General features: G+C 47.2%; 13 protein-coding genes. 8 read left to right on the forward strand and 5 right to left on the reverse strand.

The annotated features are described in order from the left end of the window. The first annotated feature begins 33 nt into the window (after window positions 1–33). The 8 genes from C943_RS12495 to C943_RS12530 all read left to right on the forward strand — a co-directional run bounded on the left by C943_RS12495 (window position 34) and on the right by C943_RS12530 (window position 9,467). Window positions 34–510: a MarR family winged helix-turn-helix transcriptional regulator gene (locus tag C943_RS12495; protein ID WP_040480519.1), complete on the forward strand. Its 477-nt coding sequence runs from the start codon at window positions 34–36 to the stop codon at window positions 508–510. Between the two features lie 17 nt (window positions 511–527). Then, window positions 528–2,933: a 3-hydroxyacyl-CoA dehydrogenase/enoyl-CoA hydratase family protein gene (locus tag C943_RS12500; RefSeq protein WP_008628301.1), complete on the forward strand. Its 2,406-nt coding sequence runs from the start codon at window positions 528–530 to the stop codon at window positions 2,931–2,933. Between the two features lie 91 nt (window positions 2,934–3,024). After that, window positions 3,025–3,396: a four helix bundle protein gene (locus C943_RS12505; RefSeq protein WP_008628308.1), complete on the forward strand. Its 372-nt coding sequence runs from the start codon at window positions 3,025–3,027 to the stop codon at window positions 3,394–3,396. 130 nt (window positions 3,397–3,526) lie between these two features. Beyond that, a complete protein-coding gene (locus C943_RS12510; RefSeq protein ID WP_008628310.1) occupies window positions 3,527–4,702 on the forward strand; it encodes an acetyl-CoA C-acyltransferase in 1,176 nt (391 codons plus the stop codon). 91 nt (window positions 4,703–4,793) lie between these two features. Next, window positions 4,794–6,593: an acyl-CoA dehydrogenase family protein gene (locus C943_RS12515; RefSeq protein WP_008628312.1), complete on the forward strand. Its 1,800-nt coding sequence runs from the start codon at window positions 4,794–4,796 to the stop codon at window positions 6,591–6,593. Between the two features lie 329 nt (window positions 6,594–6,922). Continuing rightward, window positions 6,923–7,471 carry a DMP19 family protein gene (locus C943_RS12520; RefSeq protein WP_051069597.1) on the forward strand — a complete coding sequence of 183 codons (549 nt, stop codon included), beginning with the start codon at window positions 6,923–6,925 and terminating at the stop codon, window positions 7,469–7,471. A gap of 604 nt (window positions 7,472–8,075) precedes the next feature. Beyond that, window positions 8,076–8,843, forward strand: a complete 768-nt coding sequence (locus C943_RS21475) for a DUF6794 domain-containing protein (RefSeq protein ID WP_008628315.1) — start codon at window positions 8,076–8,078, stop codon at window positions 8,841–8,843. 153 nt (window positions 8,844–8,996) lie between these two features. Continuing rightward, window positions 8,997–9,467 (forward strand): hypothetical protein, encoded by a 471-nt coding sequence (locus C943_RS12530; RefSeq protein WP_008628316.1) that lies wholly within the window; start codon window positions 8,997–8,999, stop codon window positions 9,465–9,467. Window positions 9,468–9,615: 148 nt separating this feature from the next. On the opposite strand, the gene C943_RS12535 is transcribed toward C943_RS12530, so the two are convergent. The 5 genes from C943_RS12535 to C943_RS12555 all read right to left on the reverse strand — a co-directional run bounded on the left by C943_RS12535 (window position 9,616) and on the right by C943_RS12555 (window position 16,571). Beyond that, entirely contained in the window at window positions 9,616–10,494 is an 879-nt protein-coding gene (locus C943_RS12535; protein ID WP_008628317.1) for a class I SAM-dependent methyltransferase, read from the reverse strand. Between the two features lie 33 nt (window positions 10,495–10,527). Continuing rightward, on the reverse strand, window positions 10,528–11,490 hold the full coding sequence (locus C943_RS12540; protein WP_008628320.1) for a glycosyltransferase family 2 protein: 963 nt from the start codon (window positions 11,488–11,490) through the stop codon (window positions 10,528–10,530). Window positions 11,491–11,551: 61 nt separating this feature from the next. Next, entirely contained in the window at window positions 11,552–12,859 is a 1,308-nt protein-coding gene (locus tag C943_RS12545; protein ID WP_040480522.1) for an oligosaccharide flippase family protein, read from the reverse strand. 6 nt (window positions 12,860–12,865) lie between these two features. Then, window positions 12,866–13,933 carry a GumC domain-containing protein gene (locus C943_RS12550; protein ID WP_008628324.1) on the reverse strand — a complete coding sequence of 356 codons (1,068 nt, stop codon included), beginning with the start codon at window positions 13,931–13,933 and terminating at the stop codon, window positions 12,866–12,868. A gap of 1 nt (window position 13,934) precedes the next feature. Continuing rightward, window positions 13,935–16,571, reverse strand: coding sequence for an SLBB domain-containing protein (locus tag C943_RS12555; RefSeq protein ID WP_342664148.1), 2,637 nt, complete (start codon window positions 16,569–16,571; stop codon window positions 13,935–13,937). Window positions 16,572–16,624: the final 53 nt, after the last annotated feature.

A 16,624-nucleotide genomic window follows, 5' to 3' on the forward strand; every position in this document is an offset into this window, starting at 1 on the left:
ATTTTTGTAGATTGGCCGTATAAAGTGATACCCATGAAGCGCGAAGAAACCGTTGACTATCACATCAAGAGTGCTTGGCATGCCATTTCCAGGATGTACAACCAAAAGGCCGTGATGGAGGACTTCACCACATCTATTGGTTTTGTACTGATCAATATCAACTCGAAAGAGGGGACGCCCGCCACCAAAATTGCGCCGCTGATGGGCCTGGAAGCAAGGAGTCTCACCAGAATGCTCAAGAGTATGGAGGAAAAAGGCTTGATCTATCGAGTACCTGACCCGATCGATAAGCGGTCCGTGCGCATTTTTTTGACTCCCGAAGGAAAAAGAAAGAAAGAAATCTCGGTGCAAACCATCAAGGAGTTTAACCTCATGGTCCGCGAATTGGTCAGTGAGGAGGATTTGCAGACCTTCTTCTCCGTGTTCCAAAAAATCAACCAAGTCATAGAAAACCTTCAAACAGATACAGTAAACCCACTTCAGTACAACGATCCGCTGTACGAAGTCTAAACATCCAGTCAATTTTTATGAAAAAAACCATTCAAAAAGTAGCAATCCTCGGTTCGGGAGTGATGGGTTCGAGAATCGCCTGCCACTTTGCCAACATCGGCGTGCAGGTACTCCTGCTTGACATCGTCCCTGCCGAACCCAACGAGGAGGAAAAGAAGAAAGGCCTGACAACCGCGGACAAGGCGGTCCGGAACCGATTGGTCAATGCCGCGCTTGACAACACACTGAAAGCCAAACCGGCTTCCCTCTACGATGCTTCTTATGTGTCAAGGATCAGTACGGGCAACTTTGATGACGACTTGGCAAAAATCAAGGATTATGATTGGGTCATCGAAGTAGTGGTCGAACGGCTCGATATCAAAAAAACCCTTTTTGACAAAGTGGAGAAATTTCGCAAGCCGGGTACACTCATCACTTCCAACACCTCCGGTATCCCGATGCATCTGATGTGTGAAGGAAGGTCGGAGGATTTTCAGGCAAACTTCGCCGGGACACACTTTTTCAACCCGCCACGGTATTTGAGACTACTTGAAATCATCCCCGGTCCAAAGACCAATCCGGAGGTAATCGACTTCTTGATGGATTATGGGGATCGCTTTCTCGGAAAGGAAACCGTGCTTTGCAAAGACACCCCGGCGTTTATCGCCAACCGAATCGGTGTGTACGCAATCATCTCTGGCATGCATGCGATTGAAAAAATGGGCATGAGTGTTTCCGAAGTTGACAAGCTTACGGGTACGGTCATCGGACGCGCCAAGTCCGCGACCTTCAGGACCATGGACGTAGTGGGCTTGGATACCACGGTGAATGTTGCCAACAACCTGTACAAAGCCTTGGCCCATGATGAATCCCGGGACAAATTCCAGTTGCCCAACATTGTCAAAGTCCTCTATGAAAACAAATGGTGGGGAGACAAGACCGGTCAGGGATATTTCAAGATGATCCGCCACAAGGACGGCAGTAAGGAACTGAAAGAGCTTGACCTCAAGACCTTTGAATATAAACCCGAAGAAAAACCCAAATTCAAAGCCCTCGAAGCATCTAAGGAAATCGACGACCTCAAAAAACGCATCAAGTTTTTGGTCAATTTCGACGACCGCGCAGGTGAATTTTACAGGGCTTCTTTTTATGATCTGTTCAAATATTGCTCCCACAGGATTCCTGAGATTTCCGATGAGTTGTACCGCATCGACCAGGCCGTATCTGCGGGTTTTGGTTGGGAACTCGGTCCGTTTGAAACCTGGGATATCCTAGGCGTTCGGGATACCGTCGCAAAAATGGAAGCCGCGGGCGAAAAAGCCGCCCCATGGGTACACGAAATGTTGGTTGCGGGAAAAGACAGCTTTTACACCGTCGAAAACGGACAACGCAAGTACTATGACATTCCAAGCAAATCGTATTTGCCGATCCCCGGTACGGAAGCCTTTATCCTGTTGGATACCCTGAAAGCAGGCAACAAGAAGGTCTGGGGAAATGCCGGTTCCACGATTTACGACTTGGGCGATGATGTGTTGGGTTTGGAATTCCATACCAAAATGAATTCCCTCGGACAGGAAGTCCTAGAAGGCATCAACACCGCCATCAGTATGGCCGAAAAATCCTACAAAGGATTGGTCATTGGCAATGAAGGCGGCAACTTCTCAGCCGGTGCCAACTTGGCGATGCTCTTCATGTTTGCCGGTGACCAGGAATTTGATGAAATCAACCTGATGATCGCTGCATTCCAAAATACCATGATGCGTGCCCGCTACTCCGCAGTGCCTGTGGTGGTCGCACCACACAATATGGCTTTGGGCGGTGGCTGTGAACTCTCGCTGCATGCAGATGCTGTGCAGGCGCATGCCGAATTGTACATGGGCTTGGTGGAGTTTGGCGTTGGATTGATACCAGCTGGCGGTGGTACCAAGGAAATGACCTTGCGCTTCAGCAACGAATCCAAAGCGGGTGACGTCGAGCTCAACCGCCTTCAGGAATACTTCATGAACATTGCGACTGCAAAAGTCTCCACCTCGGCGGCAGAAGCGCGTGGACTTGGGTATTTACAAACCAAAGATAGCATCACACTAAACCGCAAGCGGGTTTTGGCGGATGCAAAGGCAAAAGTACTCGCCCTTCAGGCTGCAGGCTATACCCAACCCGTACAGCAGACCAATATCAAGGTTTTGGGAAAAACTTCCCTGGCCCTGTTCGAGGCAGGCATCACGGGAATGCTGTATGGAAATTATATCTCCGAGCATGATGCAAAAATCGCCCGCAAACTCGGCTGGGTCATGTCAGGCGGAGATTTGTCTTCTCCTACGGAAGTGAGCGAGCAGTACCTTTTGGACCTCGAGCGCGAAGCATTCCTCAGCTTGACCGGCGAAAAGAAAACGCTCGAGCGGATCCACAGCATCTTGTTCAAGGGAAAACCGCTTCGGAATTAAGAGGCGAGAAGCGAGAAGCGAGAGACGAGAAGGGGGAGACAACAGATTTCGAATACTTTGAAGTAAATCCAACATTTAATCAAATCCAGAAATGAAACTTAGACATAATTTCAAAAACTTGATGGTATGGAATAAGGCGGTTGATATGGCTGTTAAGGTTTATCAAATCACGTCCAAATTTCCAAACGAAGAAAAATTTGGAATGACTTCGCAAATGCGGCGTTCTTCTGTTTCTATTCCTTCCAATATCGCAGAAGGCACAGCCAGGAATTCTTCAAAAGCATTTACAAACAGTTTGGATATAAGCCTTGGAGAGAGTTTTGAGCTTGAAACCCAAACAATAATTGCTAGAAGAGTTGGGCTACTAACGCAAGATGATTTCGAATCCATCAATCATGATATCGATGAAATTCAAAAGATGATCATTGGATTCAAATCAACGGTAGAGCAAAATCCTTACTAACTATCGTGTTGTCACCGCAAGGTATCACTGATGCTCTCTCTATCGGGTCTCGTTTCTAAACTCTCGCTTCTCGATTCATTAACCAAAACGCTTATTTCAAGAATTAACATAACCCTAATCACAAACTTCCATGGAAGCATACATTGTAAACGGATATAGATCAGCGGTAGGAAAAGCCAAGAAAGGCGGATTCCGATTTTACCGCCCCGATGATTTGGCAGCAGATGTGATCAAACACCTCGTCGCCAATACACCCGGACTTGAAAACAAAATGGTCGATGACCTCATCGTCGGCAATGCGGTACCCGAAGCCGAACAAGGCATGCAAATGGGTCGCATGATTTCCCTGCTGGCACTCGGAAAGGATGTCCCCGGTTTCATCATTAACCGCTACTGTGGTTCCGGTCTTGAGGCCATCGCCCTCGCTGTCGGCAAAATCAAAGCGGGAATGGCAGATTGCATCATTGCAGGGGGAACAGAATCCATGTCCCTACTGCCCATGATGGGCTACAAAACAGCACTTAATTGGAAAATAGCCTCGCAAACGCCCGACTACTACCTCAGCATGGGCTTGACGGCGGAGGAACTTTCCAAGGATTATGACATCAGTCGCGAGCAGGCGGACGAGTTCTCTGTGCGTTCGCATGACCGCGCCTTGGCTGCTATCCAGGCCGGAAAATTCAAGTCCGAAATCGTCCCTGTCGAAGTGGAGGAAACATACCTCGACGACAAAGGAAAACGCAAAACGAGGAAGTTTGTCGTGGACACGGACGAAGGACCCCGTGCGGGCACATCACTCGAAGGTCTCGCCAGCCTAAAGCCAGCTTTCAAAATGAACGGCAAAGTGACCGCGGGTAATTCCTCGCAGACTTCGGATGGGGCAGCTTTCGTTGTTGTGATGTCCGAGCGCTTGGTAAAGCAACTCAATTTGGAGCCGATCGCACGCATGATGTCCTATTCCGTCGCTGGTGTAGAACCACGCATCATGGGTATCGGTCCGAAAGAAGCCGTGCCAAAAGCATTGAAGCAGGCGGGACTTACCCTGGACAAGATCGACCTGATAGAATTGAATGAAGCCTTCGCTGCACAGGCACTTGCCGTGATCAAATCCCTCGACATGGATATCGACAAAGTCAATGTCAACGGGGGAGCCGTCGCGCTCGGACATCCACTCGGTTGTACCGGTGCCAAGCTTTCCGTCCAACTCTTCAACGAACTCCGCAGACAAAACAAAAAGTACGGCATGGTCACAGCCTGCGTCGGCGGCGGCCAAGGAGTGGCGGGGGTGTTTGAATTGCTGAAATAGAACCAAGAAACAAGAGTCAAGAACCAAGACTGTCTTGTTTCTTGCATCTTGGCTCTTGCCTCCCTTTAGAAAAACATAAAAATTCATCCATATGAGTCAATTAACAAAATCCTCCATCAACGGCGGTGAGTTCCTGATCAAGGAAACGGACGCCCAAGACATCTTCATCTTTGAAGAGTTCAACGAAGAGCAAAAAATGATGGCCCAGGCCTGTCAGGACTTTGTCGATACCGAAATCCATACCAGGATCGAAGAAATCGACAGCATGAAGCATCCTGAGCTCGTGCCTTCCATTTTCAAAAAAGCGGGCGAGCTTGGCCTTTTGGGTATTTCGGTGCCGGAAGCTTACGGTGGCCTCGGCATGAGTTTCAATACCTCCATGCTGATAGCCGATATCGTAGGCGCTGCGGGCTCGTTTTCCACCACCTATGGTGCGCATACCGGAATCGGCACTTTGCCTATTTTGTACTATGGCAATGAGGACCAAAAGTCCAAATACCTTCCCAAGCTAGCCACGGGCGAATGGGCAGCCTGCTACTGCTTGACCGAACCCGATGCCGGCTCCGACGCCAACAGCGGCAAGACCAAAGCAGTCCTCAGCGCCGATGGCAAGCACTACATCATCAACGGCCAAAAGATGTGGATATCCAATGCAGGTTTTGCGGATCTATTCATCGTCTTTGCCAAAATCGACGACGACAAAAACCTCTCCGCCTTTATCGTCGAGAAAACCTTCGGCGGCATCACCATGAACGAGGAGGAAAAGAAACTCGGCATCAAGGGTTCGTCCACACGCCAGGTATTCTTCAACGACTGCAAAGTTCCCGTCGAAAACCTCCTTTCCGATCGTGGCAATGGCTTCAAGATCGCAGTCAACATCCTCAATATCGGACGCATCAAGTTGGGTGCAGGCGTGTTGGGTGGCTGTAGGACGGTAGCTTCGCATGCCATCAAGTATTCGACCGAAAGGAAGCAGTTCGGCGTATCCATCAATACCTTTGGCGCCATCAAGCAGAAGCTTGCCGAAATGGCCATCCGTACCTATGCCTGCGAGTCACTTTGCTACCGCGCAGGACAGGATATCGAGGATAGGATGCAGGCCTTGGCCGCGGAGGGAATGCCTGATGCTGAAGCCAAATTGAAAGCATTGGAGCAGTTTGCCATCGAAGCGGCTATCGCCAAGGTGCACGGTTCGGAAGTGTTGGATTATGTGGTTGACCAAGGCGTGCAGATATACGGTGGCATGGGCTATTCTGCCGATGCACCGATGGAGCGTGCCTACCGTGATGCCCGTATTTCCCGAATCTACGAAGGTACCAACGAGATCAACCGCATGCTGATGGTAGGTATGCTGCTGAAGCGCGCGATGAAGGGAGAAATCGCCCTCTTCGAACCTGCGATGGCTGTCGCCAATGAACTGACTTCGGTGCCGAGCTTTGAGAGCATCGATACTTCGGAATTGTTTGCAGCAGAGATGGACGTCATCAAAAAGCTCAAAAAAGTATTCCTCATGGTCGGCGGCAAGGCAGCCATGGCCCTCGCCGACAAAATCGAATCCGAGCAGGAAGTGATGATGAACCTGGCCGACATCATGATCGAGATCTACGCTGCGGAGTCCGCGATCTTGCGCACACAGAAGTTGGTGTCCCAAAGGGGCGAAGAAGCCGCGGCGCACCAGATTGCGATGTCCAAGGTCTATCTCTTCGAGGCGGTCGGCAAGATCGAGCAATCGGCCAAGGAAGCCATTGGCGCATTTGCCAAAGGCGATGAGCAGAAGGTCATGCTGATGGGATTGAAGCGCTTCACAAAGTCGGAGATCCTCAATACCAAGGAACTCCGAAGACAGGTCGCCGATTATATGATCGAAAAAGGCAAGTATCCCTTTTCCTAACGACCTTTGAGGTTTTTTGGAACCTCGAAGGTCTTATTTTCCACGAGAGCACGAAGACACAAGGAAAATTTGGATAAAGAAAAGCCCCTGAGCAATCGGGGGCTTTTTTATTGTACGCCGGTGTTTGGTTCCAAAGATCCACACCTATATCACCACCAAGGGATTTGACCAAAAAATGGCCAAGCGACGAATTGGAGGTTTAACTAAACATTCTTACTTTTAAGATAATTGAAATATATCCGCAACTGTTGCTCTATGTATTCCATATAGCATACATAGAGCAATGATTGCGTGAATTAACTTGTTATAGGGCATTTTGTAAGGACACTATGAGCTTTGGAAAAGGTATACTGACCATTTTAATAATCTCTACAGGTATTATTTCATGCGGACAGACAAATAACAGAGGGCAAGTTAAAATTAACATCGACAAGATTCTAGAAATTGAGGACGAGACGGCAGCCATTATCGAACTCGACACAAGATTAAATGAGATTTCTGAATATGGAGAAAAAATTGAAAGGCTTAATGAATCACAAAAGACCGTCTTATTTGTGGAGAACTTGGAGAGAGAAATTAATAATGGTGGATTTAATCAATTCTTTTTTAATTCAAGCGGAGACTTCACACATGAGACAGTTAAAGCACTTAAGGCAATCAAAGCATTTAAGACCGCAGACATAGTAACAAAATCAATTTCAGTTTGGCCAAACCAAATCGTGCCAAAGGACAGAGATAAGAGGCAAGATATTCTTGAGCAAATAGAAACGCGGGCAAATCCGATTTGGAATGAATGTGACGAAGAATTCTATAAGTACGAGGACAATATTGTAATTCTTCTGTTGGAATACGTGAAATCAAATAAATCAGACTTTTAAAATGTCACAAAAAAGAAAGGGACAGTTGACAACTTCTCCAGAATGGGCGAAACATTTAAGGAAATATTTGAAACGACACTTTTGGAAAAGAGAGAGACTCGCGGAAAAAAGGGTAATTGAAATAGAGTTAAAAAACAAGTGACCAGGAACAAGACGCCCCAAAATCGAGTAAACGGCCGTGCCAAATATCTCTGACGAGGACCGCCACCGCCTGCGGTCAGGCAGGTCTACAACACTGCCGATATCTATCTGCATTCAAGTCTTCAGACTTGGGCCATGGCCTGTAGGATTTCAAAATTTCATTCGCAGGAAACGAACCATCCAACTTTCCGAGGGTGCAAGCTTCGGACAACGGGAAAGAAAAGCCCCTGAGCAATCGGGGGCTTTTTTATAGTTCGCAGCTGTTTGGTTCCAAAGATCTACACCCATATCACCACCACGGGATTTGACTAAAAAAAAGGCTTTTGGACTAATTGGAGGTTGAACTAAAAGTGCTTACTTTTAAGCTAAATGAAAAATATCAACAATATTGTTGATATCACGCCAAAACGGAATGATATCATCAATAGTTGATGATATACAATCGTTGCCAGCCATATTTTGAATGAGATTCGTTTACCTACAAATACTAATACTGACAACTGGGACAGCATTTTCACAGACTACGTGTGACAAATACTCAATTGACTACGTTCCAAAGAATTTAACGGACGCAATAAATTACTTGGACTGTAGGTGGACCGAAAAGGACAAGGAGGAATTCAAAATAATAGACGAGAATGATGCAGTCGCAGAATTGCACATGGGTACTGGACAAGGGATAAGAAACAACTGGGGACTCTGGGAAGGAAAAAAATCACTTTATAGATACTTTCGAACAAAAGGTATTTCACACCCAGACGACATGTCATCAATTATTTTGACCTCATTTCATCGACATCTTAACAATAAGCCAATCGACCTAGACGGACAAATAAATTACTATAAGAACTATTGGAAAAAGGCGAGAGAAAAATATTATCAAGAGAATAGAATCTTGACTGAGAAAAAAAAGAAAGAATATGACAGTTATCACAAGGGTGACACAGTAAAAATTGAATTTAAACTTCATACAAAGCAAGCCTATCCTCAGATTTATCCTGTTCAAGGACACCCTGACCTAAATGAAAAGCCAGACTGCTATGTAATTGGAATAGTTACAGGTAAACATGTTCGAAAAGGAACTAACTATACATTAAAAATCAGACCGATTGACATTTGTGGTTATCAGAAAATCTATTGGAGTAGTATTCATGAAAAGCACGGTGACTTTCAAGTTGGACAAGAATACAATTTCTTCGGTTTAACAGGTTTTAAAATAAGTAAACAGTAAAAATACGGCTGGCAACAAAATGTTTCTGCAATGGTGCCGTGACGAGTTGGTATTAAGTTTTATCTTCGTTCAACGTTTTAGTTTCGTGGGACAGGCCGCGGCTTCGGAAAGGCACCACTGCAGAAACACCAACGTTACCACCAATTTTAGGAAATGAAAAAAGATTACGACACGGAAGCTATAAAACTTGCAAAAGCTGTAGACATTGCGATTGACTCTTTTACCAAGTTCCCACCAAAGGACTTCACAAAAGAAAACTTAGACCACGTTGTTAAAGTATATTCCGAATGGAAAAATTCTATACTTAACCCAGAACCAAAATTTAGAAAAATTGCTTCGTTAAAGTATCATATTCAGGACGTTTTTACATATTTTCAAGAGAGCGGTGGTGAAGCGGTTGAATATTTTTGGAGACTACTTGACAAAGAAAACTTGGGATTTACCAGAGAAGATAAGTTGCGTAAAATTATCGACCGTGGAAAAATTAAGGGACTTATCGAATACGACTTAGTTGTAGATAGCATTGTTGCAGCTGAGCAAGAAAAACGAATTTCAAGACAAGAGGCAAATCAACTGAGTAAAATGCTTGGTGAGTTTGAATCTCGGAAGCAAAAGAAGAAATAAAAACTGGTGGTAACACGGGTTTTGCGTCAGGCGGGGTGATGTGCAAACTTGGAGCTTTGTGCTTCTAATAAACTTTAGTACTAAATTAATACTTTGTGCTTTGTAACCCGCCCGAACGCAAAGCACAGGACCGTTAAGGATCCGCGAATCACTTTTTAACCCCCACCATCCATTGGTTGATTTGGAAGAGGTTTTGGATAAGGCGGGAGAGTTTTTGGCGAAGGGGCATCTTGTAGCGCAGGAGGTTACCCATTTTTTCGCCGAGGCCGTGGGAATAGTGCAGCTTAATTTCGAATCCGGCGTCTTCTCCCATTTTTGCGAGTAGTTCCTTTGGAAAAATAAAGGTATGCTCCAGTCCATCTATCACCAAAGGTACCTGAAGGCTGAGGTGCTTCATCCACTTGTAGCCCCGGTACAGCAGCGAGGACATGTCGGGCGTACCGACTGCTAGCGTACCGCTCGGCTTGAGGATGCGGTGCATCTCCTGGAAATAGGCCTTGGGGTCCAGCACATGCTCAATCACGTGGCTGATATGGACAAAATCAAAATACGCATCTGGAAAAGCCGCACTTTGTAGATCTCCCTTAAAGACCTTGACGGGAAATTTTCCTTCGACAAAATCTATCGCGCCTTGGTCATACTCTGTGGCATACAGTTCGAAACCCAGACCCTGTGCATACGCCAAGCCCAAGCCCAAACCGCAGCCGACATCCAAGAACTTTCCAGCCTCTTGGTAAATGCTGAAATAAGGAGCCTTTTTCTTGATCTCCTCAGGATTCAGTTGGCTGATTTTCTCGATTTCTGCTTGGATCAGGTTCTTGTAATCGGTGGAATCGTAGATTTCCTTTTCGTAATAGTCGTTGTAGTATTTCTCGAGATCCTGTTGGTCAGCCATAGGATTGGCAAAAACCAATCCGCAGTCCCGGCACCTGGCCCGCGAGATATGTGGCCCGCTGCGGTACAGATCGATCGCGTCGCCGACAATGTTCTTGGACTGGCAGATGGGGCAGGCGCGGTGGATGATCATGTTTTGAAATTGGCAGGTTGATGAAAAAGGAGCTTATCTAGGTGGCAGCGGTCTATCGATGGAGGGATCGATTGAAATGCCGTCAACCAATCCTCTGAGGAGAGCTTTGGCTTTTTGGATTCTTCCCCGGAGGCAAAAATAGAGGAACCATGCAGAAAACTTTACGCCATGGTAGCTGAAAGCGCTCATTTTTCTCAGAAATCCATGAACATGCAATTTGATCTGGAAAAGCTGATTGCGGGCGGTGAGGTAGATAACCGTTGGGCTAAGTGTGCCTTCGGTAGATTTTGACTTGGAAGAGCCAGCCACGGTATGGTAGATAACGGCATCGCTGACCACTCCGATTTCCCAGCCTTTTTCCCGGATGCGAAATGAAATATCTACGTCTTCGAAATACGCAAAGAAGACATCCCGAAGCAATCCAACTTCCCGCAATGCCTTCTCCCTAATCAGCATACAACATCCCGTCGCCCAATCCAGCTGTCGACTTTTGGCTAGATCCAATTCTGTCTTGCGCTTTCCATAGCCGATTGTTTTGGAAATCCCGAGTGCATCGACAAAGCTTCCACCCGCACTCCAAACTCGCTCGCGATCGGCGTTGAAGAAAATGAGGGCTTGCGCCAAACCCAACTTCGGCTGCTGCGAAAAAGCTCCCACAAGTTTGTCCAAAAAGTCCGCTTCGACTTCGGTGTCATTGTTGAGCAGCAATACGAAATCAAAGCCTTGTTCCAATGCCTTCGCCATACCTAGGTTATTGCCGCCTGTGAAGCCCAGGTTTTTTTCCGAAATGATCAGCTCGATTTCCGGAAATTCCGCTTTGAGTTTTTTACCGTCGCTTTCACGCGAGCCGTTGTCCACGAGTAGAATCCTGTAATTGGGATAGCTGATTTTTTGCAGGGAACGGAGACAGGCTTTGGTAAGATCGATGCCTTTCCAATGGACGATAATGATGGCTACGGATGGATGTACGGTGTCGGTATGTCCCAATTTTTCCAATTATTGCAGGCTTTCAAAAATAGTGATTCAGGAAACGATTCGGGGAGATTGGCTTCATTTCTTAGGTTCCTTTTACCCGAAATCCAATAAGTCTGAAGAAATCCTCCCGATTGTAAAGCCAGTTGAACATTGTGCCGACAAGCAAACTCACCACTTCGGCGGAAATCAAGCCAAAACAAAGTCCCATCGCACCATACTTGGCGGTAAGCCAAAAACAGGCCGGGACGACATATATGGCCAACAGCCAAGAGGATCGGAACAGGAGTTTTTTCTGGTCTTTCACCAAAAGCAACAAGACATTCGGGAAATTGAGCACCGCCAAGAAAGGGACAAACGCCAAGACTCTCAGGTATTCGACCGATTCGGGGAGCGGCTTTTTGGCCAACAGCGAAATGATCAGCGGGGCCGCAGCGAAAGTCAACAAGGTCAGCCCAAGTCCGCAAAGCAGTCCGATTGCGTAGATCTTTTTGGAATACCGATGGTAGGAATCAAGGTCGGCTGCATAGAGACGGGAAGCATTTGGGAAGACTGCCTGTATCAACATCGACGGAAAAAGGCGTAGTACGATGGCAATCTTTTCCGCCAAGCTGAACATTCCCAAAACCTGTGCCTCCGCAAAGAAACTGAGGATGATCAGACCGCCATTGACCGAGAGGTAAGAAGCGACATTGGATAGAAACAAAAGCCAGTTTTGGCGAATGGATTGGATAACCTTGCCAAACTCAGGGCGAAAGAACCTGATGCCGAGCTGAAAATGGATATAAGCCAGAAGGAGCAGGTTGATCCCCAAACCAGAAAGACCCATCAAGAAGTTGACCCATTTGGATTGGGTGGGTTCGTGGATGAGCAGGACGATTCCGGCTAGGTAAAGCAGCTTGGCAAAGACGTTGGCCAAGGATACCAGTTTCATTTTCTCCAATCCCTGAAAAAACCAAACCGGCAGCGTTGCTTCCGAAAAAAGCAGCAGCAGTGAGAATACGAGGATCCATTTGTATTCGGTAAACATCCCGCCCCCGAGTGCGGCGAGCATGATGAAGCTGCTTGCCAAAAGCGCAAGCAAAACCCGGCTGGAAACGATATTGGAGACCAAATGCGAAAGGCGGACTTTGTCTCCCTGGCTAAGCGCCACTTCACGCGGCGCACTGAGGTTATAGCCAAATCCCACGAGGATATTTGCCAACACGATCACGGAAAGCGCCAAGTTGACCAAGCCGAATTGGTCCAAGCCGATGGATTGGATCAGCAGTGGAACAGAGATCAGCGAAATCAGGATATTCGAAGCCTGGATCGTCAGGAGAAAAATGAAATTCTGGACCGATCTATTCTTTATCAGGTTGGGGATCACGTATAGGCCCAGTTTTTCTATCATAATAAATCAGGTGGCCTGAATATGCCGCTGATAAATTCGGGAAACAAACAGCCAGAACAGGGTCGCAAATACAAATACCAAAGCTCCAAGGACAGTCCCCTTCAGCATCTTGATACGTGTATTCTTCAATGGCAAAATCGGAGAATCGATGATCTGTATCAGCGGGGAATTGTTGCGATGGTTGACTTTGGCGATTTCCAGATTTTTGGTGATCTCCGCAAACACGGCAGAGCTCGCCTGCACATCGATCTGCTTTTTGCGGCTGTCAACGGTGGCCGTTTGGAGCAGGGCGTTTGGATAAGGAATCCGGTCGCTCAAGCCCGCTAGGTCGGACAGATTTTGATCTAGTACGGCCCTTACACTATCCGCTTGGTGCTGGAGGACGGCGAGGTTTTCGGCAGATTTCTTGGTTTTGGTTTCGTAGTAGAAATTGTTCACTTTTTCGACCAAGGCTTCATTAAAGGTCTTGGCGAACAATTCGTCCTTGGAGGAAATGGTCACTTGGATGATGCTGAGCTTGCGGTTGGGCTTTTCGGCTGTCAAGTGTTTTTCGCGGATGAGTTTGGCAATTTCCTTCACGACAGAGTCTTGCGTGACGGTAAAATTTTCCCTTGGCTTGCTGAAGTCCATTTTTGACAAATCCACTTTGGAAGACCATTTGTCTTCCAACTTATGGAATGCGATGTATCGATCGATCAGGAGGTTTTCTTGGTCAAAAGGACTCAACAGCGTCCTGGAGAGCATGATGTCAGACTTGTAGAGCTCCATGATATTTTCTCCCTGAAACACACCGCTCGTGCTGCTCATGGAACCAAGGTTGATCCCGAGCAAAGAGGCCAAACCAGAAATTTGCCCCATCCCGCCGCTATCCGGATCTTCGAGGACGAAAGTGGTCTCTGCATGGTAAACAGGCTTTTTGAAAATAGATACCATGGCTCCGGCGACGATCCCTAAAACGGCAGCAATGGCCAAGGTTTTCCATTGACCCAGAAAAAATGAGAACCAGGATTTGGTCTTCAGCACCAAATCCCGCAGGGTCAGCTTATCATCCAAAATAAAATCCTCCCCTTTCATATTATGGATTGATTTGGGTAATGACCAATACCAAAGTCGCCAATGCGGTGGCGATACCTACAAACTCGCCTGGTCTGATTGGTACCCGTGGACCTTTGGTCGGCACGATTACTTCTGCTCCGGGCGCCACGGATGGATACGAACGAATCCCTAGGAAGCTTTTGGTACGGTTGACTTCGCCGTTGGCATAGACCACATAAGTTCGTTTCCTGTTTGCGCGGATATCAAAGCCGCCTGCGCGGTTGATGTAGTACTTCATACCGCGGTCACTTTCGTATCTCACAGTGGCTGGATAGACCACATCTCCACGAAGACGGACTGTCTGCAACTGTCTTGGAATAGAAATGATGTCGCCCTCCTCCAGTATAAGGTCTTTGTCGGAACCTGGATTCTGAAGGATTGCTTCCAAATCTATAGCTACTGCTTCGGTTTGGCGGATTTTGATGGCTTCAAGATCAAATTTGGTTTCTGCGATTCCGGTCAAGGTTTCCCGTTTGCTTTGCGCTGCAAGTACTCCTTCGCCCACGGTCACTGCGGTAGGAGTTCCGAGGTCTTTGAATAGGCGCTGCAAAAGCAATTCCTGTGCTTCGGTATTGTTGGGATCAAGGAGCATTTTCTGCTGCAAATCCTGCAAGTTGCGCTGTCGTCTGATCTGCTCGGACTCGGTTTCGTAGAATTCGGTCCGCCTGATTAAGGTAGCGCCTTTTGGATAGGCATATGGGGTGAGGCCGCCAGCTCTTTTGATCACGTCAGAAACCCGCTCTTCCGCATTTTTGATGGAGAATATCCCTGGCGAATTCACTTGGCCTTCCACCTGAACCTGCTTGTCCAAGACAAAATTTGATTTTCTCCGTACCGATACATTGTCGAAAGGCTGCAGATATTGTGGATTTTCACGCAGGCTGAGGTCGGTATTGATCGCCACGGGAATCAACTCGGAGAATGTTCCCGCACCTTCGGCTCCAGCTCTTCTGGCGATTTCTACATCTTGGGTATTAGCAGATTCTTTCAGACCACCCGCAAGGATTATCAGGTCCTCCACGGTCATTTGTTTGGAATATGGGAAGGTTCCTGGATTCTTTACTTCGCCCTTGATCTGTACATAGTACTCTTCCTGTAAGTCGTAAATACTCGACACGCGGACGACATCTTCTCTTTTCAGCGCCACATCGGGGGTGTTTCCGGCCATCAATTCCCGCAGGTTGACCTGTATCACCTCGGTACTCAAATCCTCATAAGTCCTCAAGATCGTGGCGCGATCCAAATAAGCATCTCCCCGGATTCCCTCAGCATTTTTGATCAACTGCTTGAGCGTAAGGCCTTCGGAAAGTGCATAATTTCCTTCACGGAAGACTGCGCCTTTGATTTGGACGCGGTTGGTGAATCGGTTCAGCACTTTTCCAATCGAATACTGGTCCCCGCCTTTGACGGTGAAGATTTCATATTGATCCTTGAAAATATCAGAAACCGCCCTTTCGCTGCCTAGGACCCGGGTCACAGCAACCCGATCCTGAAATGCCTCATCCGTAAACCCTCCGGCATAGGATAAAAGCTGTGCAAAAGACTCGCCTTCCTTCACCTCAAATATCTTAGGACGCTTGACTTCGCCCGTGACGGTCACCCTGGATAAAAATGGCGCAACCAAGATCACATCCTGATCTTGTAGCTGGAAATTGAGGTTGGCCTTTCCGTTTACTAGAAAATCATAGATGTCAACCTCAGCAACTGTTTTGTTGTTGCGGACCACTTTGATTGCCCGCATGGTTCCGTTATCATTTGGTCCGCCAGCTGCATAGAGTGCATTGAACACCGTGCTGAATGCGCTGAGTGTAAATGTGCCCGGCAGTCTCAATTCACCGACAAGGTGTACTTTGATGGTACGTACATTGCCCAAAGTCACCTGCATGAAAGTCCTTGGGCTAGGCCCGTTCATGTCTGCAAAAAAAGTGGAAAGCCTGTTTCGGATGATGTTGGTGGCCTCTTCAATGGTTTTTCCCGAAACTGATACGGGACCTACATTGTCCAAGAGGACGAATCCATCGGCCGAGACGGTGGCTTCATAGTATTTCTCGGATTGCCCGTAAACGTCGACGTAGACCAAATCGCCCGGTCCGAGTACATAGTTTTTCGGTGTGGCTATGTTGAGGTTGGGTTCGAAGCTCAGCCTTCTACGTTTGTTATAGAAAATATCCCCGCCGAAATAGGGAGAAGGCGCTTCTTCAAACAGCATTTCCAAATCTGTTTGGTTTTTGAAAAGCCCTTGACTGATTTCGCTGAGGTCGTTTTGTTTTCTTGGTTCACGCTTCGAAGGAGTAGCACCGGGGCGTCCGCCTGCGACGGAAAACTCCATGTTTTCGATCCTCTCACGCAGCTTTTCCAACTCTGTCTCTGGCACACCCCTTAACCTCGCCATTTGAATCAATTCAAATTCCGTGAGCCCTGCATCGTTTGCCCTTCGGATCAATTCACGTATTTGGGCATCGGTGAGGTCATCCACCTTGATGCTCTGGATATCGGCCATGCTTTGGGCATCGGCATTATTTGGGCTGACCAAAGATGTCCAAGCAAACACAAAAATCGAGAATAAAAGAAGAAGAAGTGAATTGAAAAAGGCGTATCGGAATGGTCGGTTTGTCATGGGAAGGCAGGCGTCTATACCTTTGATTCTTGTATAAACAGGGCTATTTCGAA

This window comes from Mariniradius saccharolyticus AK6 (assembly GCF_000330725.2).
Lineage (GTDB): Bacteria > Bacteroidota > Bacteroidia > Cytophagales > Cyclobacteriaceae > Mariniradius > Mariniradius saccharolyticus.